This window comes from Streptomyces sp. NBC_01214 (assembly GCF_026340975.1).
GTDB lineage: Bacteria > Actinomycetota > Actinomycetes > Streptomycetales > Streptomycetaceae > Streptomyces.
In genome coordinates, this window is sequence record NZ_JAPEOS010000003.1 from 1,132,673 (window position 1) to 1,152,713 (window position 20,041).

Below are 20,041 nucleotides of genomic sequence, written 5' to 3' on the forward strand. Positions count from 1 at the left end.
GGATGGGCCTCATGCAGGACCCGGGGAGACCGCGGCGGGAAGAGATCGCCGTCGTGGGGATGGCGTGCCGCTTCCCTGGAGCACGCGATGTGAACCAGTACTGGCGGCTCCTGACGGCCCCACAGGCACAGTTCGGGGCGATCCCGGACTCGCGGTGGCGCACCGCGGCCTTCACGAGCGACGACTTCCGTGACACCTCGTCGGCGTACACGAACACCATGGCGCTCCTGCCGGACGTGGGCCACTTCGACGCGGCCCACTACGGCATCCCGCCGCGGCGGGCCCGGGCGATGGACCCCCAGGCCCGGTTGTTGATCGACCTCGCCCGCGAGGCCATCCAGGACGCGGGGTGGGAGGCCGACGGCTTCGACCGCGAGGAGACCTCGGTGATCACGGCACTCACCGAGAGCGGCTACCGCGAGCTCAGCACCATGCGGATCCGGATGCGCCAGCTGGCCGGGGGCGAGTTCGGCGCGCGCCTCGCCCACCCTCGCCCGCTGGAGGCGGTCCGGGCCGTCGACGGACTCAACGGCACCTCGGTGGCCGGGCTCCTGCTCAACATGGGCCCCAACACCATCAGTTCGGTCTTCGACCTGCACGGCGAGAGCTACGCCCTGGACTCGGCCTGCTCAGGCGGACTCATGGCCGTGGCCAACGCCGTGCACGCACTGCGCGCGGGCCGCACCCGCATCGCCCTGGCGGGCGGTGCCCAACTGGTGCTCGCCCCCGACCTGCTGGTCGGGCTGTGCCGGATCGGAGCCATCTCGCGCAGCGGCCGCTGCCTGCCCTTCGGCGCGCAGGCCGACGGCTTCGTCCTGGGCGAGGGAGCCGGGGTGCTGGTGCTGCGGCCCCTGACCGACGCCCTGGCGGCGGGCGACCGGGTCTACGCCGTGATCCGCGGCGTGGGAACGGCCAACGACGGGACCGTGCAGGGCGGTATGCACCCCCAGGCGGCCGGTCAGCTCCGCACACTGCGCCGGGCCTACCGGGACGCGGGCCTCGCCCCGGACGCGGTGGGCTACCTGGAGGCGCACGGCACCGGAACCACCGTCGGCGACCCCGTCGAACTCGGCGTGCTGCGCGAGCTGCGCGGTGAGCGCGCCGAACCCGCCTACCTCGGCGCCGTGAAGGCGGTGGTCGGTCACTCGCTGAACTCCGCGGGGATCGCCGGGCTCATCAAGTCGGTCCTGGCGGTCCAGCGGGGCGTGATACCCCCGCAGCCGGAGTGCGACCTGGCCGACCCCTCCGGGCTCGACGCCGCTCGGCTGACCGTGGCGACGACCCCGACACCGTGGCCGGACCGCGCGGGTCCGCGCCGGGCGGGGGTGAGCGCCTTCGGCTTCGGCGGTACCGGTGTCCACCTGGTGGTGGAGGAGTGCACCACGGCCCCGGCCGGCCCGGCGGCGCCCGCGCCACGAGACGACGGACCGTACGTACTGGCCCTCAGCGCGCGCGACCGGGACGGACTGGCCCGCTACGCCCGGGAGCTCGCCGATACCCTCGCCGAGGACCGGCCCCCGCTGGCCGCGGTGGCGGACACCCTCGCCCGTCGCACGCCCCTCGCACAGCACCTCACCCTGGTGGCCCGGGACGCCGCCGACGCCACCGCCAAGCTGAGGGCGGTGGCCGACGGCGTCGCGGCGGGTCGAACGGAGGGGCTCGCGGACCCGGGGGCCACCGGTACCGTGCCCCGGCAGCCCGGGACGGTGCGGACGCCTCCGTGCACCTTGCCGCCGAGCCCGCTGGCCCCGCGCCGCCACTGGGTCGTGGACGACTCGGCGCGCGAACTCCCGGATCCGGCCGAGGCGGCATCCGCGGCATCCGCGGCACCCGCGGCACCCGCCGCACCCGCCGCACCCGCCGTGTCCCTCGTGCTCGAAGAGGTCTCGCGGACCGGTGTCATCCCGCTCTCCGAGCTGAGCGGGCACCTGACCCTGGTGGCCGATCTCGGGTTCGACTCCCTGATGCTGCAGGAGCTCGCCGTCAACATCGCCAAGCGGATACCGGGCTTCCGGGACGAGGAGCTGTTCTCGCCCGAGCTCACCGTCGGCCGGTTGATCGAACTCGTGGATCCGCACGCCGATCCGCACGCCGATCCCGACCGCACGCGGACGCCGGCGCCCGCCGGACCCGGCCCGCAGCAGGAGCGCGCGGCACGGGGCGCCGGGACGGCCCTCATCGACGCGTTCCCGGAAGTCGCAGAGTTCGAGCGGCGCCTCGGAGAGATCACCGGTAGCGGCGCCGCCAACCCATACTTCCGGATCCACGAGGGCAACGTCCGCGACACGACCGTCATCGGGGGCCGCACCCTGCTGTCCTTCGGCAGCTACAACTACCTCGGGCTCTCCGGCCATCCCGCGGTCGACGAAGCCGTGCACCGGGCGGTGGACCGGTACGGCACCTCGGTCTCCGCGAGCCGCGTGCTCTCCGGCGAACGGGACTTGACCGTACGGCTGGAGCGGGCACTGGCGGAGTTCCTCGGCGTGGGCGACTGCCTGACCCTGGTGAGCGGCCACGCCACGAACGTCACCGCGATAGGCCACCTCGTCGGCCCCGAAGACCTGGTGGTGCACGACGCGCTCGCCCACGACAGCATCCTCCAGGGCTGCGCCCTGTCCGGTGCGGCGCGACGCCCCTTCGCCCACAACGACATGGGGCAGCTGGAGCACGTCCTGCGGCTCAACAGGTCCAGGTTCCGGCGGGTGCTGATCGCCGTCGAGGGCGCCTACAGCATGGACGGCGACCTCGTCGACCTGCCCGCCGTGATCGAGCTGAAGAAGCGCTACGGAGCCCTGCTCATGGTCGACGAGGCCCACAGCATCGGCACCGTCGGCGAACGCGGCCGGGGGGTGGGCGAGTTCTTCGGCGTCGACCGGTCCGACGTGGACCTGTGGATGGGCACCCTCTCCAAGGCCTTCGCCAGCTGCGGCGGATACCTCGGCGGTTCGGCCCGGACGGTGCGCTGGCTGCGCCACACGCTCCCCGGATTCGTCTACAGCGTCGGCCTGACTCCGCCCAACGCGGCCGCGGCGCTGGCCGCCACCGAGCTGCTCACCGCGCAGCCGCAGCGCGTGCGTGCGCTCAGGCGGAACTCCGAGCTCTTCCTCCGGCTCGCCGTCGGGGCCGGTCTGGCGACGGGCACCAGCGCCGGCACGCCCATCGTGCCGTGCATCCTCGGCGACTCGGCGAGGACCCTGCGCGTCGCGGACCAACTGTTCACCCGGGGCGTCGTCGCGGACCCGATCTTCCACCCCGTGGTGGAGGAGGGGCTGTCGAGACTGCGGTTCTTCATCACCAGCGAACACCACGAGGACGACATCGGACGGGCCGTGTCGATCCTGGCCGAGGAAGTGGCGACCGCGGGGCGATAAGAGATCCATCTCAGATCAGGGTGCGTTCGATGCGGCTCAACGTGGCGCTCTTGGCGGGGTTGCCGTCCTCGCCCGACGCCGCGGCCGCGGCCGCCGCGTGGTGCTGCCCGGCGTCGCCGATCCGCTGGGACAGGAGGTAGGCGATGATCTCCGCCTCCTGCTCCTGGACGTCGTCGTAGGTCGCCCGCAGGAGCATGTCGCGCACGAGTTGGGGATCGAGGTTGGGGAAGAGGAGGCGCGCGGCCGCCTCGTCCAGCCCGCCTGCCCCGCGATGGCAGCAGATGATGTGGCCCAGCTCGTGCAAGATGATGTGCTCCTGATGCGCGCCGGTGGTGTTGGCGTCGTAGAAGATGAGGTCCTCGTCGCGAGCGGCCACCCACATGCCGCACGGATGCGACGAGGGCATCTGCATCGGAACCAGCGTGATCGGACGGTCGCGCACCTCGCCGAGGTGGCGGCAGAGTTCGGCCACGTCGGTCGCCGCCGGCAGATCGAGTTCGGCGATCCGCTGCGCGCCCGCCTTCCGGAGCTTCTTGAGCCGGCTGCGGCGCTCGTGGTCGGCCGCCCGCTCCTTGCGGGCGCCCTTCATCCCGACTCGGAGGGGTCGGCCACCGGCGGCAGGCCCTGCATCTGCCGGTACTGGTCCATGATGGCCGTGATGGCCTGGAGGTTCTCCTTCTTCATCCCGGCCGCCCGCATCGCCACGGCGCGCACCCCGGACTGGCGCAGCGCCTCGATGGCGGCGAGTTCGCCGAGCACGGACTCGGCGACCTTGTCGTCGAAGAAGTAGGCGACCGAGACCCCGAAGAAACGGGCCAGGGCGGAGAGCAGGTCCGGTGACGGGTTGGAGCGCTTACCCGTGCGCAGCTGCGACAGGTAGACGCCCCCGACCTTGAGTTCGGGATTGACCCGCTTCAACTCGTCCGCGACCTCGGCGTTGGTCCAGTGCTTGCCCTTGGGACGGACCGTTCGGAAGAGGTCGTCGAGGCGCATCGCGAGCAGGGGGCGCTCCCCACTCCCGTTCTCGGTGTCGTTCTCGGTCCCGGTCATGGTGAACCATCCTCCCGTCGCCCCTCGGAATAGCCCTCAGCTACACGCAAGTTTCACAGATTAGCGGTCAGTTGACAATTGGCCAGGACTCGGCGAACGTGGGGTTCGGCCGATAGCTGGCAGCTAACTTGCGCTCACGGGGGACGCACGTTGGGCGCCGGTGATATCGGACTGGCCCGGCCCTCGGGGGATGGGCCGGGCCAGTACGGGCGGGAGCAACCCGTCCGTCCGCCGCGAAAGCGGGGAAACGGGATACCCGCCCGGTTTGACGGGGGATGCAAACCGGGCGGGAGTTCTCAACTCGCCTTGTCGAGCTTACTGTAGGCGGCTGCCACTTGGGTGAGCCATGCCAGCTCTGCCGCGAAGTTGTTCGTATCGCGGTCGTCGAAGTCGCCGGCGTCCTTGTTGTTCAGGGGCACCGTGCGGGTCAGTTTTGCCTGCAAGGCGCGCTTGATCTGTGCAGCTTCGGTGAAGGCTTGCCGCGATTCCGCGCTCACTTCCTTGGCCGGATCGCGACCCTCGTCGGCGGTGCGGTCGATGTACGGACGCAAGTCCCGCCACCCGTCCCGTATTTCGACGACCCGGCGGTGAAGGCGGTAGTCGAGGTCGGACACCGAGGCGCCGGGCGGCTCCAGGGCGATGTCCGGGGAGGACTCGTACAGGTCCCGCCAGAGCGGGTACAGCGCCCGGTACGACCGGTACGTGCGGGCCCATTCCCACAGCCGCGTCGCCGCCGGGCCCCAGCAGGAGTTGGTCAGGCTGATCGAGAGCATGACGATGCCCGCGGCGCTGAAGACCGACGCGGCGACCTTCCAGGCGCCGATGTCGACCCCGGCCGCCGCCGTGAGGATGTTGACCGTCCTGGCCAGGCAGTAGAGGAACAGGACCACCGCGGTGACCGAGAGCAGCCGCAGCGCCTGGCGCAGCGAGGCGTTGTCGGTCATCCGCGCGTACGGCCCGCACTGGAGGTAGATCGTGACGCACGGGATCGCCTGGGAGACGATGAACGCCAGGAGGTAGGTGAGCAGCAGCGGTTCGCTGGTGCCGTCGAAGTCCGAGGCCGGCCGGCCGGTGCCGTCGGCGAGGAAGAAGAGGGCCGTCAGCAGCACGTCGAGCGCGATGCCGGTGATCACCCAGTAGCGGGTCTTGCGTACGGCCTCCTCGTCCGCGGCGGCCCACCGCAGCAGGATGATCTGGGCGCTGACGCAGAAGGCGACCGCCGACAAGTGCATGAGGAGGACGGCGAGGTTGCCGACTCCCAGGAGGGGCGCGCCCCCCATGGCCAGGGCGCCCATGGTGAAGGTGAGGCACTGGAGCAGCAGCGTGGCGATCAGCGTGCGGTAGGCGCCGTCCTTCCAGCTGCGCCGCGCCTGGCACAGCCGGTAGACGAGCGCCGCGTACGACGAGAGCGCCGCTATGACGAAGCAGAGGGTTCTGGTGGTGTTCACGTCCTGGTTTTCTGCCGGTGCCGCGCGGGCGACGGACGGGTCAGTCGGTGCTCTCGGCCAGGGGGACCACGAGGCCGATGCTCTCGGCCGACACGGCGATGGCGTAGTCGAAGAACGCGGCCTCGTCCCGGACGCTGTCGTGGGTACGGCTGAAGACCTGGAACACCAGGAGGCCGATCAGAGTGCTCCACAGGACGATGCCGCGTTCGACGACGTCCGAGAACGGGGCCCCGGGCGCACCGCCGAAGAGCTGCACGGCCTCCGGCAGGAGCAGCGGCGGGCCGGGCACCGCCCGTCGGGGCGGGGTGAGTTCACCGGCCTCCAGCGCGGAGCGCACGATGCCGGCGAGGACCGCGGGGGTGCGCGAGGCCGACGGGACCGTGTCCTGCGGGGCGTGGTAGCCGGGCACGGGCGAGCCGTAGATCAAGGTGAACTCGGCCGGGTTGTCGAAGGACCACTGCCGCAACGCGCGGGTGACCGCGAGGAGCCGTGCGCCCCCGGACCCACCGGCCGCCGCGGCCGCCGCGGCGGCCGCGTCGGCCCGCTCCATCGCCTCGCCGGACGCGTCGTAGGCGTCGATGACCAGTGCGGTCAGTAGGTCGTCGCGGTGCGCGAAGGTGGTTTCGACATCGGCGACGGGAAGGCCGCCGTCGCGCGCCACGGCCTCGAGGGACAGCCCGGCGGCGCCCAGCTTCACCAGCTGCTGACGCGCGATGTCCTTGATCATCACCGCCCGCGCGATGTCGTCGTCCTCGGTCGAACTGATTGCGGAAACATCCATGCCGGAACCGTACCCGCCGGCAACTGCGGCCGTGCGTACGGTTTTTCGAACGCCCTGGTCATGTGCTGTGATCCGGCCATCGGGCGGGTGCGGAACGTTCCGGGCGAATGCGGTCGAGCGGTGGGTGTCAGCGGTCGGGCAGGGTGCTCGGGCCGCCGGTCAACGCGACGTGCAGGCCGTCCGCCCGGACCTCGGCGGAGGTGGCGGCGAGCCCGAGCGGATACTCCTTCGGCGCGCCCGACTGGGGGCCGAAGCCGCCGGCACCGATCCCGAGCCGGTCGGTGGGGACAGAGCGGCCGAACAGGGTGAGCCCGTCCACGGCGAGGGTGACCTTGCCGTCCGCGAGTACGGGACGCAGCGTCAGCCGCCCGAGGCCGCCCGGGCCGACGTCCGCCCGGATCGTCCCCGCCGCCGGATCGGGGGTGACCGCGGCCACGGCCACGGACGGTACGGCGCCGCGGATCGCGGCGGCGAGGGACTGCGGGGAGACCGTCACGTCCGCGTGGGTGCCGCCGACCGTGGTCGTCCCGCCGAGGCGGACGTCGTCCAGCCGGGCCCGGACGCGGACGTGGGAGAGCCGCCCCACCCGGGCGTCGTCGCTGCTGATGTCGAGCCGGGGGATGCCCTCGTGCGCCAGGTCCCACAGGGCCCAGCCGCCGGCGATGCCGACCGCCACGTCGTCACCGAGGCCCGGAGCCGCTTGCGCGACACGGTCGTGGATGTGGTGGCGGACCGTGTACTCGGCCGCGCCGGTGGCGCCGACGGCCAGCAGGACCACGGCGACCGTGACCGTGAGGACGGGACGGCGGCGCACGGCGGCCCGGGTCCTCGTCAGGTGGTGCTTCATCGCCGTTCTCCTCGGGCGGGTGCGAGATCGGGTGCGGTAGCGGATGGTGCCCCCGGATCCGATTCGGCGAGGGGCTCCGATCCGGCAAGGGGCTCCGGCCCGGGGGCGGGCCCTTCCGGGTCGAGGTGCGGAAGGAACCGGTCCAGCCAGCCGGGGAGCCACCAGTTGGCGCGCCCGAAGAGGTACATGGACGAGGGCACCAGGAGCAGGCGGACCACGGTGGCGTCGATGATGACGCTGACGCCGAGGCCCAGCGCGAGCATCTTGACGGCGACGTTCGTGGAGAGCAGGAACGCCAGGAACACGCTGGTCATGATCAGTGCCGCGCAGGTGATGACGCGGGCCGTGGCGGCGAGGCCGGTGGCGACGGCCCGGTGGTTGTCCTCGCAACTCAGCCAGGTCTCGCGGATCCGGGAGAGCAGGAAGACCTCGTAGTCCATGGAGAGCCCGAAGACGATCGCGAACATCATCATCGGTACGTAGGACTCGACGGGCACCTTCTCGGTGACGCCGAACAGCGCGCCGCCCCAGCCCCATTGGAAGACCGCGACGACCACGCCGTAGGCGGCGGCGATGGAGAAGAGGTTGAGCACGGCGGCCTTGAGCGCCACCAGCGGGCTGCGGAAGACGGTGAGCAGCAGCAGGAAGGCGGCGGCGACGACCACGGCGATGATCAGGGGCAGTTTGGCGGTGAGGGTGTCGGTGAAGGTCTGGGCGGCGGCGGCCGTGCCCGTGAGGTAGCCGGTGGCTCCGGTGCCCGACAGCGTCCGCGGCACCGTTTCGTCCTGCAAGGTGTGGATCAGGTCCGCGGTGGCCGCGTCCTGCGGGCCGGTGGTGGGCACGACCGTGGTGATGAGCAGGGCGCGGTCGGGGCTGGGCACCGGGGGAGTGACGGAGGCGACGCCCGGTACGGCGGCCAGCTCGCGCCGGAGCGAGGCCGCGAGGTCCTGGCGCAGGCTCTCGCTCTCGACGTGACGGCTGTCGAGGTGGGTGACGACGGTGAGCGGGCCGTTGGCGCCGGGGCCGAAGCCCTCGGTGATCAGATCGTAGGCGCGGCGGTCGGTCCTGCTGGTGGACTGGGCACCGGCGTCGACGTGGCCGAGCTGCATGGACGCGACGGGGACCGCGAGTACGCCGAGCACGAGCAGGCCGCTGACCAGGAAGAGCCACGGGCGGCGGCTCACCCTGACGGCCCAGCGGTGCCAGACGTCCGCCTCGCCGGTGGGTTCCGCGACCGGCCGGCGGACGTGGAAGCGGTCGATGCGGCGGCCGAGCAGACCGAGCAGGGCGGGCGTCAGGGTCACGGACGCGGCCGCGGCCACGAGGACGCTGAGTCCGGCGGCGACGCCGAGGGCGCCGATGAAGCCCACGCCGGAGGCGCACAGCCCGGCCAGGGCCATGGCCACCGTGGCGGCGGCGACCAGTACGGCCCGGCCGCTGGTGGCGACCGTACGGCCGACCGCCTCGGCGGGTTCGGCTCCGGCGTGCAGCAGGGCCCGGTAGCGGGTGGCGAGGAAGAGCGCGTAGTCGATGCCGACGCCGAGGCCCATCATCGCGGCCAGGGTCGGGGCGGCCTGGGAGAAGCTGAAGTGCCCGGCGAGCACGCCCAGCCCGGCCAGGCTCACCGACAGGCCGATCACGGCCGTCACCAGGGGCAGGCCGGTGGCGGCGACGCTGCCGAAGCCGATCAGCAGCACGAGCACGGCGACGGCCAGACCGATGGCCTCCGAGGCGCGGTCGGCGGACTTGGGGGTGGCCAGCTGGCCGAGCGGGGCCCCGTACTCGACGGTGACGTCGTCGGCGCGCAGCGGCTCGACGGCGGTGTCGACCTCGTCGAGGTAGGCGGGGTCGAAGCTCGCCGGGTTGCCGTCGAAGCGGACGGTCACCTGGGCGGTCCCGCCGTCCGCGGAGACCGCCCCGGGCGTGGTGAGCGGGTCGGCCACCGAGAGGACGTCCGGAAGCCGGCCGAGGTTGGCGACGGCCGCCTCGATCGCCGCCCGGTGATCGGTGACCGCGCCGTCGTCGGAGGTGATCACGATGGCGGAGGCGGTGCCGCCGGACGCGGTGGTGTGGGCCGTCAGCAGGTCGGCGCCGATCTGGGTGCTGGTACCGGGGAGGGAGAAGCTGTCCGCGTAGGTGCCGCCCCAGGTGTGGTTGGCGAGCCCGAGGCCGACCAGTGCCAGCACCCACAGGGCGACGACCCGCCAGGCGTGCCGGGCGCACCAGCGCCCGCTCCGGTGGAGCAGCCCCGGTCGCCGGGCCGATTCAGTGTTCATGGGGACACTGTGCGCGGCGTGTGTAAGGGGGGCGTGGGCGCATTGTTCGGGGAACATAAGGGGGCCGGCTTCCAAGTGCTCAGGCGGCGGGCGCCGGCGGGAGGGTGACGGTGAAGCAGGCGCCGCCTTCCGGCCCGTGCCCCTCGACGCGGATGCCGGCGCCGAGCCGGCCGGTCAGGCGGTGGGCGATGGCCAGCCCCAGGCCGCTGCCGACCGGGCGGGTGTCCCGGTAGCGCTCGTGGAGGGCGCCGTGGTCGAAGGCGATGCGGACGTCGTCCTCGGTGAGGCCGGGGCCGCCGTCGCGGACCTGTAGTTCGGCCCCGCCGCCCGCGTCGGCCGGACGGACGGCGAGGACCAGCGGCGCGCCCTCGGGCGTGACGCGCAGCGCGTTCTGCACCAGGCCGTCGACCAGTTGCCGGACCCGGAAGGCGTCCGTCGCGACGACCACGGGCCGGTCCGGCCGTTCGAGCCGGAGATCGACGCCGTGGCGTGCGCACAGGCCGGTCCAGAACGCGGCGGCGTCGGAGACCAACGCGCGGAGGTCGGCCGGGGCCACGTCCAGGCGGAAGTCGTCGGCCTCCAGCCGGGCCAGGTCCAGCAGGTCCCCGAGGAACCGGTCCAGGCGCCGGGTCTCGTCGGCCAGGATGGAGCCGACCTCGGGTACCCGCTCCGGCTCGATCAGGCCGTCGGCGAGCGCCTCGGCATAGCCCTGTAGCGCGGTCAGCGGGGTGCGCAGATCGTGGGAGACGGAGAGCAGGAACTCCCGCTGCCGGTTCTCGCTGTGGGCCAGCGCCCCGTCCAGGGCGTTGAGGGCGCGCCCGATGTCCGCGGTCTCCCGGGGCCCGTCGACCGGGGCCGGTACGCCGCGTTCGCCGTCGGCGAGCCGGTGCGCGATCTGCGCGGCCGTCACGAGCGGACGGGCGATGCGGCGGGCGAGGAGCGCTCCGGCCAGGGCCGCGCCGAGCATGCCGACGACCAGCGGGACGATGACGTTGCGGCGGATCTGGCTCGTGTTCTCGGTGACGACCGCGTAGGGCTCGGTCAGCACGACGGCGCCGCCGCGTACGCCGGGCTGCCCCACCAGCAGTACTTCCTGGCCACCGAGGATGCCGGTGGTGGAGACCGGCTCCCCGGCCAGCAGGGCCGATGTGGACCTCCGGTCGACGGCCGGGCCGGCGGTGCCGCTCACGGTGCCGTCCGGGGCGATGACCGCGAGCTGCACCCCGTTCGGCCCGGCCAGGACCTGGGCGCCGGTGAACAGCGCCTCGGACACGGCCGGCAGCCGGCTCAGCACCGTCGCCTGACGGGTCAGCTGGTCGCGTTCGCGCTGTTCGGCGCCGTGCGCGGCGGTCTGCCAGGCGATCAGTCCGGTCAGGGCCACCGCGAGCGCCGCCACCACGGTGGTCAGCACCACGATCTTGCGGGCGAGGGAGCCGCGGCGCGGACCGGTGCGGGGGTGGCGGGTCACGGGCCGGGGGCCGTCGCGCTGTACCCGACGCCGCGGACCGTACGGATCGGACTCGCGTCGCCGAGCTTGGCGCGCACCTGTGAGACGAAGACGTCGACCATGCGGGTGTCGCGGTAGCCGGGGTACCCCCACACCTGGGCGAGCAGTTGCTCGCGGGTGAAGACCTGGCCCACGTGCTGGAGGAGGTGGGAGAGCAGGTTGAACTCGGTGGCGGTGAGCTCGACCGGCTCGCCGTCGCGGCGCACGGTGCGGCTGACCGGGTCCACGCTGAGCCGGCCGGTGTCCCCGGGCGGCGGTCCGGGCGGCCCCGCCGCCCGGCGCAGTACGGTCTTGACCCGGGCGACCAGCTCGCGCGGCGAGAACGGCTTGGTCAGGTAGTCGTCCGCGCCGAGTTCGAGGCCGAGGATCCGGTCGGCCTCCTCACCGCGGGCGGTGACCAGCAGGACCGGTGTCCAGTCGCCGGCGTCCCGCAGGGCGCGGCAGAAGGCGATGCCGTCCATCCCGGGCAGGCCGATGTCCAGGACGATCGCCACCGGGTGCATGCGCCGGGCGGCCGCGAGACCGGTGGCCCCGTCGGCCTCGACGTGGACGCCGAAGCCTTCGCGGGTCAGGTAGAGGCGTTGCACGTCGGAGATGTGGCGCTCGTCCTCGACGATCAGCACGAGGCCCCTGGACTCCGTCATCACTTCCTCCCGGCCGCGGTTGGCAGCATCGATGCTAACCGCGCCGACCCGCCCTTCCGGTGGGCGCGCCGCCATCCGTACATTCCCCGAACAATGCGCCGGCCGTGCCACGAGATGGAGGGATATGTCCGAACGATGTCTTTGGCTGGTTCTCGCCTTGTGGTCGTTTGGTTGAAAGCGCTTGCCATTTCCTGAGGTTAGGCTAACCTAACCGTCGTGCAAGCAGCTGAAGAGACCACCGGGACCACACGTCCCCGGGGTCATGAACTCTCCGCCCAGGGCGTCACGGTGGCGTACGACGGCGTCGACGTCGTCCACGACGCCTCCCTGACGCTGCGACCCGGCGAAGTGACCGTCCTGGTGGGACCGAACGGCAGCGGCAAGTCCACGGTGCTGCGCACGGTAGCCCGGCTGCAGCGGCCGCGGACGCTTCGGCTTCCTCCTGCTCGGCGTCCTGCTCAGTGCCACCGCCGTGGCCGCCGCCGGCACGATCGGCTTCGTCGGGCTCGTCGCACCGCACGCCGCCCGCGCGCTCGTGGGCCGGCAGCACACCCGGGTGGTCCCGGTCGCGGTGCTCCTCGGCGCCGTCCTCGTCTGCACGGCGGACCTGGTGGGCCGCACCGTGATCGCACCGGCCCAGCTCGGCGCCGGCCTGATGACCGCGGTGATCGGCACTCCGTACTTCCTCCACCTGCTCGTACGCAGCCGCCGCTAGGCCACCTGTCGTGAGCAGGCCGAAGGCCGGGTACGGCGCGCAGGACTGCGCCGTACCCGGCCTTCGCGCGTGGCTCAGCCGTGGCTGAAGCGGGGCGGGCGCTTGTCCACGAAGGCGGACATGCCCTCCTTCTGGTCGGCCGTGGCGAAGACCGCGTGGAACAGGCGGCGTTCGAAGCGGACGCCCTCGGTGAGGGTGGTCTCGAAGGCCCGGTTCACGGCCTCCTTGGCCATCATCGCAACCGGCTTGGACATTCCCGCGACGGTCTCGGCGACCGCGAGGGCCTCGGACAGCAGTTCGTCGGCGGGGACGATCCGGGAGACCAGGCCGGCCCTTTCGGCCTCGACCGCGTCCATGGTGCGGCCCGTCAGGCACAGTTCCATGGCCTTGGCCTTGCCGACGGCCCGGGTGAGCCGCTGGGATCCGCCGATCCCCGGGATCACCCCCAGCTTGATCTCGGGCTGCCCGAACTTCGCGGTGTCCGCGGCGAGCAGGATGTCGCACATCATGGCGAGCTCGCAGCCGCCGCCCAGGGCGTAGCCGGAGACCGCCGCGAGGGTGGGCGTACGGACCTGGCCGAGCCGGTCCCACGCCGTGAACCAGTCCGAGAGGTACATGTCCATGTAGCTGCGCGGCCGCATCTCCTTGATGTCGGCGCCGGCCGCGAAGGCCTTCGCGGAGCCGGTCAGGACGATGCAGCCGACCTCCGGGTCCCGGTCCAGTCCCTCCGCGGCGGCCACCACCTCGGTCATGACCTGGAGGTTCAGGGCGTTGAGGGCCTCCGGTCGGTCGAGGGTGAGGACGGCCACCCGCCCCTTGCGCTCCAGCAGGATGGTTTCGTAGGTCATGCGGGTGTTCCGTTCCGGGGTCGCAGGGTGTGGACGATCGCCGAGAAGTCGAGGCCCGCGCCCTCGCCGGCGGCGAAGTCGGCGTACAGCTCGGCGGCCTTCAGGCCCAGCGGCGCCTCCACCCCGCCGGCCCGCAGGGCGTTCGCCGCCAGGGCGAGGTCCTTGGCCATGAGGGGGGCGGCGAAGCCGGGCAGGTAGTCGCGGTTGGCGGGGCTGCCCGGAACCGGTCCGGGCACGGGGCAGTTGACGGTGAGGGCCCAGCACTGGCCGGAGGCGGTGGAGGCCACGTCGTAGAGGGCCTGGTGGTCCAGGCCGAGGCTCTCGGCGAGGACGAAGGCCTCGCTCACCCCGATCATCGAGACGGCGAGGATCATGTTGTTGCAGATCTTCGCGGCCTGTCCGGCGCCCGCCGTCCCGCAGTGCACGGCCTTCTTGCCCATCGCGCCGAGCAGCGGCTCGGCCGCCGCGAACTCCTCGGCGCCACCGCCCGCCATGAAGGTGAGGCTCGCCGCCCGCGCGCCGACCACCCCGCCCGAGACGGGCGCGTCGAGGGACCGGTGACCGGCGGCCCCGGCGGCCTCGTGGGCCGCCCGCGCGTCGGCCACGTCGATGGTCGAGCAGTCGACGAAGAGGGTGCCGGGCCGCGCGGCGGCCAGCAGCCCGCCCTCCCCGTACAGGGCGAGGACGTGCCCGCCCGCCGGCAGCATGGTGATCACCACGTCGGCCCCGGCGGCGGCCGCGGCGGCCGACACCGCCGGCTCCACCCCCGTCGAGGCGGCGCTGGCCAGCAGCTCCGGCACCAGGTCGAAGCCGAGGACGCGATGTCCGGCCTTCACCAGGTTGGCCGCCATCGGGCCGCCCATGTGGCCCAGTCCGACGAACGCCACGGTCCTGCTCACCAGGGCACCTCCTGAGTCGAATCGGTACGGGTCAGCCCCAGTTCGAGCGCGCCGAGCGGGGCGAAGAACCGTTCCACGTCCGCCGGACCCACCTCCGCCAGGGCGGACGGCGACCACCGCGGGCTGCGGTCCTTGTCGATGACCTGCGCGCGGATCCCCTCCACCAGATCGGGGGAGGACAGCGCCGCGCAGGAGATCCGGTACTCCTGCTCCAGAGCCCGCTCCAGCGGGCCGAGTCCGCGCACCCGGCGCAGGGCGGCCAGGGTCACCTTCAGCGCCGTGGGCGACTTGGCCGCAAGGGTGGCCGCGGCCTCCTTCGCCGCCGGGACACCGCTGCCGAGCAGGCGCTCCACGATGTCCTCCACCGTGTCCGCCGCGTAGCAGTGGTCGATCCACTCGCGGTCGCCGTCGAGCGCGCCACCGGGCGCCGGACCGACGTACCGCTCCAGCACCTCGTGTACGGAGGCCCCCGCCAGGTCCGCGGCCAGCCGCGGCAGCAGCTCCGAGGGCACGAAGTGATCGGCGAGCCCGCACAGCAGTGCGTCCGCCGCACCGACCGGCGCCCCCGTCAGGGCCAGGTGGGTGCCCAGTTCTCCCGGCGCCAGTGCCAGCAGGTACGTGCCGCCGACGTCGGGGACGAAGCCGATGCCCGTCTCCGGCATGGCCACGCGGGAGCGTTCGGTGACGATCCGTACGGTGCCGTGGGCCGCGATCCCGACGCCGCCGCCCATGACGATGCCGTCCATGAGGGCGACGTACGGCTTGGGGTAGCGGGCGATGCGGGCGTTGAGCCGGTACTCGTCGCGCCAGAAGCCGGCCGAGGCCGTGCCGCCCGTGCGGGCGTCCTCGTAGATCGCGCGGATGTCACCGCCCGCGCACAGGCCGCGCTCACCGGCGCCCTCGATGACGACGGTCGCGACGTCCGGGTCCTGCTGCCAGCCGGCGAGCGCCCCGTCGATGCGCAGCACCATGGAGTGGGTGAGCGCGTTGAGTGCCCCGGGGCGGTTGAGGGTGATGTAGGCGGTGCGGCCCTCGGTCCGCAGGAGCACGTGGTCCCGGTCCTGTTCCCCGGGGTTCCCGTGGTTCATCGCAGGGCCTCCGTGAGCCCGCGGGCGACGATGATGCGCATGACCTCGTTGGTGCCTTCCAGGATCTGGTGGACCCGAAGGTCGCGGACGATCTTCTCGATGCCGTACTCGCTCAAGTAGCCGTAACCCCCGTGGAGTTGGAGGGCCCGGTCGGCGACCGCGTACCCGGTGTCCGTGGCGAACCGCTTGGCCATCGCGCACAGCTGCGGGGCCAGCGGATCCCCCCGGTCCAGCGCGTCGGCGGCCTGGCGGACCAGGGCGCGGGCCGCGGCCAGCTCGGTGGCCATGTCCGCGAGCCGGAACTGCAGGGCCTGCGCGTCCAGCAGCCGGGCCCCGAAGGCCTCCCGGTCGGCCAGGTGGGTGAGGCTGCGGTCCAGCGCGCTCTGCGCACCGCCCAAAGAGCAGGCGGCGATGCCGAGGCGGCCTCCGTTGAGGCCGTTCATGGCGATGCGGAAGCCGTCGCCCTCGGCGCCGAGCCGCCGATCGGCCGGGACGCGGACCCCGTCGAGGACCACCTGGCGGGTGGGCTGGGCGTTCCATCCCATCTTGCGCTCGTTGGGGCCGAAGGAGACCCCGGCATCCGCGCGTTCGACGACGAACGCGGAGATGCCGCCCGGGCCCTCCCCGCCGGTGCGGGCCATGACGATGTAGACCTCGGAGGCGCCGGCGCCGGAGATGAACTGCTTCACCCCGGTCAGCACGTAGCCGTCGTCCGTGCGCACGGCCCGGGTGCGCAGCCCAGCAGCGTCGGATCCGGCGCCGGGTTCGGTCAGGCAGTAGCTGCCCAGCGACCGGGCGGAGCACAGGTCGGGGAGCCAGCGGGCCCGCTGGTCCGGGTCCCCGTACCGGTCGATCATCCAGGCGACCATGTTGTGGATGGAGAGGTATCCGGCGATGGAGGGGCAACCGGTGGCGAGGGTCTCGAAAATGAGGACGCCGTCGCTGCGGCTGAGGCCGGAACCGCCGTGCTCCTCGCGGACGTAGACGCCGCCGAGCCCGAGGTCCGCCGCCTTGCGGATCACGTCCAGCGGGAAGTGCTTGTCCTGGTCCCAGGTGACGGCGTACGGGCCGAGCTGTTCCTGGGCGAAGTCGAGGGTGACCTCGGCGAGGGCGAGCTGATCGGGGCTGAGGGTGAGGGTCACCGGGCTCATCCCATCGTCGGGATGGTGAAGCTCGCGCCCTCCTTGGCCCCGGAGGGCCAGCGCGAGGTGACGGTCTTGGTACGGGTGTAGAAGCGGATCGAGTCGGGGCCGTGCTGGTTCAGGTCGCCGAAGCCGGACCGCTTCCAGCCGCCGAAGGTGTGGTACGCCACGGGGACGGGGATCGGCACGTTGACGCCGACCATGCCGGCGCCCACCCGGCGGGTGAAGTCGCGGGCCGTGTCGCCGTCGCGCGTGAAGATCGCGACGCCGTTGCCGTACGGGTGCTCGGTGGGCAGGCGCAGGGCCTCCTCGTAGTCGGCGGCCCGTACGACGGACAGCACCGGGCCGAAGATCTCCTCGCGGTAGATCCGCATTTGCGGGGTCACGCGGTCGAAGAGGGTGGCTCCGGCGAAGAAGCCGTCCTCGTGCCCGGGCAGGGCGAACCCGCGGCCGTCCACGACGAGTTCGGCGCCCTCGGTGGCTCCGATGCCGACGTAGCGGTTCACCCGGTCGAGGGCGTCCCGGCTGACCAGCGGACCGAAGTCGGCCTCGGGGTCGTCGGAGCGGCCCACGCGCAGGGTGGCGATGCGCTCCGCCAACTTGGCCACCAGGGCGTTCGCGGTCTCCTCACCGACGGGGACGGCGACGGCGATGGCCATGCAGCGCTCGCCCGCGGAGCCGTAGCCGGCGCCGATGAGTGCCTCCACGGCCTGGTCGAGATCGGCGTCGGGCATCACGATCATGTGGTTCTTGGCGCCGCCGAAGCACTGGGCGCGCTTGCCGTGGGCCGCGGCGGTGGCGTAGATGTGCGCGGCGATCGGGGTGGAGCCGACGAAGCCGAGGGCCTGCACGCGCGGGTCTTCGAGGAGGGTGTCGACGGCTTCCTTGCCGCCGTTGACCACGTTGAGCACGCCGGGCGGCAGACCGGCCTCCAGGAACAGTTCGGCGAGGCGCAGCGGTACGGAGGGGTCGCGCTCGGACGGCTTCAGGATGAAGGAGTTGCCGCAGGCCAGGGCGGGCGCGGCCTGCCACAGGGGGATCATCGCGGGGAAGTTGAAGGGGGTGATCCCGGCGACCACGCCCAGCGGTGAGCGCAGGGAGTGCACGTCGATCCCGGTGCCCGCGTTGTCGGTGAACTCGCCCTTCAGCAGGTGCGGGACGCCGGCGGCGAACTCGACCACCTCCAGGCCGCGTTGCAGGTCGCCGTGGGCGTCGGCGACGGTCTTGCCGTGCTCGGAGGACAACAGCCGGGCGAGGGAGTCCCGTTCGCCCTCGATCAGCTGGAGGAAGCGCAGCAGTACGCGCGAGCGGCGCTGCGGGTTCCACTGCCCCCAGTCGGCCTGTGCCTCCTCGGCGTTCGCGATGGCGGCCTCGGTGTCGGCCCGCCCCGCGAGCGGGACCCGGGCCTGGACGGCACCGGTGTTGGGGTCGTACACGTCGGTGAAGAGACCGGAGGATCCGGTGGTGTGCTTGCCGCCGATGAAATGGGTGAGTTCGCGGACCATGGGTGCCTGCTCTCGTCAGGTTGGATCCGGGGATGGCACGGCCGACCGGCGGACGGCACCCGATCGGGTGCGCCGCTGGGGAAGGCCGTGGGACTGGGTCGAAAGGGACGACCTATGAGCGCGCGAACGTGTGCGTGCGCTCCGCCGGATCACCAGGGTCGTGGGTACAAACCGGTGCCATGCGTGTCTGCTCCATCCTCGTGGACAACACGGAACATCCGCGGCCGGTATCCTGACTCCCGGATCTCCGCGCGCCGCCCGCCTTCCCGACAGACCTCGTCAGTGGCGTGTGGATGGCAGCACGCTCCCCGGTCACAGTGGCGGGACCGTGCCGGTTTCTCACCGGCTTCCCTGCACCGCGGACCTTGTGCCACGAACATATAGTTGGACGTCCTAGTAAGTCCAGAGCCACCGCCGCGCGCCTTCCGTCCGCGCGCCTTCCGTCCGGGCGCACCCTCCGGGGCCCGCGGGCTGACGCCCGCTCAGTCCCGTGCGGTGACCGGGTTCTTGGTCACCGGGTACGGGATGAAGGTGCTGCTGTTCTCGTCGACGGCCAGCGCCCGCCCGAGCGGTGGTACGGCCCGCTGCGGGCAGTCGAGGCGTTCGCAGAGGCGGCAGCCCATGCCGATGGGCGTGGCGGCCGCCGTGTTGTCGAGGTCGAGCCCGTCGGCGTACACGAGCCGTGAGGCGTGCCGGATCTCGCAGCCGAGCCCGATCGCGAAGGTCTTGCCGGGCTCGCCCCAGCCGCCGCGGTGGCGGGTGACGGCCCGGGCGGTCCACAGGTACCGCTGCCCGTCGGGCATGGCGGCGACCTGCACGTGGATGCGGCCGGGCACGGCGAAGGCCTCGTACACGTTCCACAGCGGGCAGGTGCCGCCCGCACGGGAGAAGTGGAATCCGGTCGCCGACTGCCGCTTCGACATGTTCCCGGCCCGGTCCACCCGGACGAAGGAGAAGGGCACCCCACGCAGCCTGGGCCGTTGCAGGGTGCTGAGGCGGTGGCAGACCGTTTCGTAGCCGATCCCGAAGTGATCGGTGAGTCGCTCGATGTCGTAGCGGAACTCCTCGGCGGCCGAATGGAAGGCGCGGTACGGGAGGATGAGCGCGCCCGCGAAGTGGTTGGCGATGCCGATCCGCGCGAGGGCGTGGACCGGGGTGCCGGGCGGGAAGTCCTCGGCGGCCAGCCGGTCCAGCTCGTCCCCGTACTCGATCAGCGCCAGCTGGGTGGCCATCCGGAACGCCTGCTGTCCCGGCCGGAGCCGGTTCGACAGGTGCAGTACCCGGGCGGCCGGGTCGTAGTGGTGCAGCCGGTCGGAGTCCGTGGCCGTCCGGATCCCGTGCCGGTCGGAGAGCCGGCGGGTCAGCGCGCGGATGACGTCCCCCGGGCGGATGCCGATCTCGGCGGCGAGGTCTTCGGCGGCGACATCGGTGTCGTGGAGGTAGTTCTGCCGCCGGTAGAAGAACTCGCGGATCTCCTCGTGGGGCGAGCGCGGGCCGTCGGCGGCCACGTCCCGGCCGTCGGCGGCGTCGGCGAGGCGCTCGGCCAGGAGTTGGCTGCGCCGGCCCAGGTCCAGCAGCACCGAGGCGACCGCGGGCATCCGGGTGGCCAGTTCGGCCAGGTCGGAGGGGGAGACGCGGGCCTGCGCCACCTCGTTCGCGAGCGCCTCGCGCAGGTCGGCGACCAGCCGGCTGGTGTCGCGTTCGGAGAAGAAGCCCGGATCGACGCCGAAGGCCTCGGTGAGCCGCAGCAGGACCGGAACGGTGAGCGGCCGGGAGTCGTGCTCCATCTGGTTGAGGTAACTGGGGGAGATGGCGAGCACGCGGGCCAGGTCGGCCTGGGTCATCCGCCGCTCCTCGCGCAGCCGCCGCAGCCGCGCTCCCGCGTACGTCTTGCTCACCGCACTCCCTCGCCGTCTGCCG

The 20,041-nt window shown here is 72.6% G+C and carries 15 protein-coding genes, 2 pseudogenes and 1 riboswitch; of the genes and pseudogenes, 3 read left to right on the forward strand and 14 right to left on the reverse strand.

All coding sequences use genetic code 11. The features are described 5' to 3' along the window. The first annotated feature begins 2 nt into the window (after window positions 1-2). Window positions 3-3,371: an aminotransferase class I/II-fold pyridoxal phosphate-dependent enzyme gene (locus OG594_RS41420; RefSeq protein ID WP_266607539.1), complete on the forward strand. Its 3,369-nt coding sequence runs from the start codon at window positions 3-5 to the stop codon at window positions 3,369-3,371. 10 nt (window positions 3,372-3,381) lie between these two features. Here OG594_RS41420 and OG594_RS41425 read toward each other — a convergent pair whose 3' ends face one another. The 8 genes from OG594_RS41425 to OG594_RS41460 form a co-directional block, all read right to left on the reverse strand. Beyond that, window positions 3,382-3,960, reverse strand: a complete 579-nt coding sequence (locus OG594_RS41425; RefSeq protein ID WP_266607540.1) for a toxin — start codon at window positions 3,958-3,960, stop codon at window positions 3,382-3,384. After that, window positions 3,957-4,421 (reverse strand): helix-turn-helix domain-containing protein, encoded by a 465-nt coding sequence (locus OG594_RS41430; protein ID WP_266607541.1) that lies wholly within the window; start codon window positions 4,419-4,421, stop codon window positions 3,957-3,959. Before OG594_RS41430 ends, OG594_RS41425 begins: the two co-directional genes overlap by 4 nt. A 296-nt stretch (window positions 4,422-4,717) precedes the next feature. Next, window positions 4,718-5,869 carry an MAB_1171c family putative transporter gene (locus OG594_RS41435; protein ID WP_266607542.1) on the reverse strand — a complete coding sequence of 384 codons (1,152 nt, stop codon included), beginning with the start codon at window positions 5,867-5,869 and terminating at the stop codon, window positions 4,718-4,720. A gap of 40 nt (window positions 5,870-5,909) precedes the next feature. Next, window positions 5,910-6,650, reverse strand: a complete 741-nt coding sequence (locus tag OG594_RS41440; protein WP_266607543.1) for a TetR-like C-terminal domain-containing protein — start codon at window positions 6,648-6,650, stop codon at window positions 5,910-5,912. Between the two features lie 127 nt (window positions 6,651-6,777). Continuing rightward, the gene (locus OG594_RS41445; RefSeq protein WP_266607544.1) at window positions 6,778-7,497 is read right to left on the reverse strand and encodes a DUF2993 domain-containing protein; all 720 of its coding nucleotides are present in this window, start codon (window positions 7,495-7,497) and stop codon (window positions 6,778-6,780) included. Further along, window positions 7,494-9,773, reverse strand: a complete 2,280-nt coding sequence (locus OG594_RS41450; RefSeq protein WP_266607545.1) for an MMPL family transporter — start codon at window positions 9,771-9,773, stop codon at window positions 7,494-7,496. The genes OG594_RS41445 and OG594_RS41450 overlap by 4 nt, the downstream gene beginning before the upstream one ends. Before the next feature lie 79 nt (window positions 9,774-9,852). Continuing rightward, complete coding sequence (locus OG594_RS41455; protein WP_266607546.1) at window positions 9,853-11,241, reverse strand: HAMP domain-containing sensor histidine kinase; 1,389 nt, start codon at window positions 11,239-11,241, stop codon at window positions 9,853-9,855. Beyond that, on the reverse strand, window positions 11,238-11,924 hold the full coding sequence (locus OG594_RS41460) for a response regulator transcription factor (RefSeq protein WP_266607547.1): 687 nt from the start codon (window positions 11,922-11,924) through the stop codon (window positions 11,238-11,240). The genes OG594_RS41455 and OG594_RS41460 overlap by 4 nt, the downstream gene beginning before the upstream one ends. A gap of 216 nt (window positions 11,925-12,140) precedes the next feature. Between OG594_RS41460 and OG594_RS41465 the strand changes: the two are divergent. Then, window positions 12,141-12,353 (forward strand): annotated as a pseudogene (locus OG594_RS41465) (ATP-binding cassette domain-containing protein); the annotation flags it as partial. Beyond that, window positions 12,349-12,639, forward strand: a pseudogene (locus OG594_RS41470) (iron chelate uptake ABC transporter family permease subunit); the annotation flags it as partial. The pseudogenes OG594_RS41465 and OG594_RS41470, both read left to right, overlap by 5 nt. A 74-nt stretch (window positions 12,640-12,713) precedes the next feature. On the opposite strand, the gene OG594_RS41475 reads toward OG594_RS41470, so the two are convergent. The 6 genes from OG594_RS41475 to OG594_RS41500 form a co-directional block, all read right to left on the reverse strand. Further along, window positions 12,714-13,487: an enoyl-CoA hydratase gene (locus OG594_RS41475; protein WP_266607548.1), complete on the reverse strand. Its 774-nt coding sequence runs from the start codon at window positions 13,485-13,487 to the stop codon at window positions 12,714-12,716. Beyond that, window positions 13,484-14,386, reverse strand: a complete 903-nt coding sequence (gene mmsB, locus OG594_RS41480; protein ID WP_266607549.1) for a 3-hydroxyisobutyrate dehydrogenase — start codon at window positions 14,384-14,386, stop codon at window positions 13,484-13,486. Before mmsB ends, OG594_RS41475 begins: the two co-directional genes overlap by 4 nt. Next, window positions 14,383-15,474, reverse strand: coding sequence for an enoyl-CoA hydratase/isomerase family protein (locus OG594_RS41485; protein WP_266607550.1), 1,092 nt, complete (start codon window positions 15,472-15,474; stop codon window positions 14,383-14,385). The genes mmsB and OG594_RS41485 overlap by 4 nt, the downstream gene beginning before the upstream one ends. Further along, on the reverse strand, window positions 15,471-16,625 hold the full coding sequence (locus tag OG594_RS41490; protein WP_266607551.1) for an acyl-CoA dehydrogenase family protein: 1,155 nt from the start codon (window positions 16,623-16,625) through the stop codon (window positions 15,471-15,473). Before OG594_RS41490 ends, OG594_RS41485 begins: the two co-directional genes overlap by 4 nt. Then, window positions 16,622-18,121, reverse strand: coding sequence for a CoA-acylating methylmalonate-semialdehyde dehydrogenase (locus tag OG594_RS41495; protein WP_266607552.1), 1,500 nt, complete (start codon window positions 18,119-18,121; stop codon window positions 16,622-16,624). Before OG594_RS41495 ends, OG594_RS41490 begins: the two co-directional genes overlap by 4 nt. A 204-nt stretch (window positions 18,122-18,325) precedes the next feature. Continuing rightward, window positions 18,326-18,511: riboswitch (cobalamin riboswitch) on the reverse strand. A gap of 92 nt (window positions 18,512-18,603) precedes the next feature. Then, window positions 18,604-20,019 carry a short-chain fatty acyl-CoA regulator family protein gene (locus OG594_RS41500; protein ID WP_266607553.1) on the reverse strand — a complete coding sequence of 472 codons (1,416 nt, stop codon included), beginning with the start codon at window positions 20,017-20,019 and terminating at the stop codon, window positions 18,604-18,606. Between the last annotated feature and the right edge of the window lie 22 nt (window positions 20,020-20,041).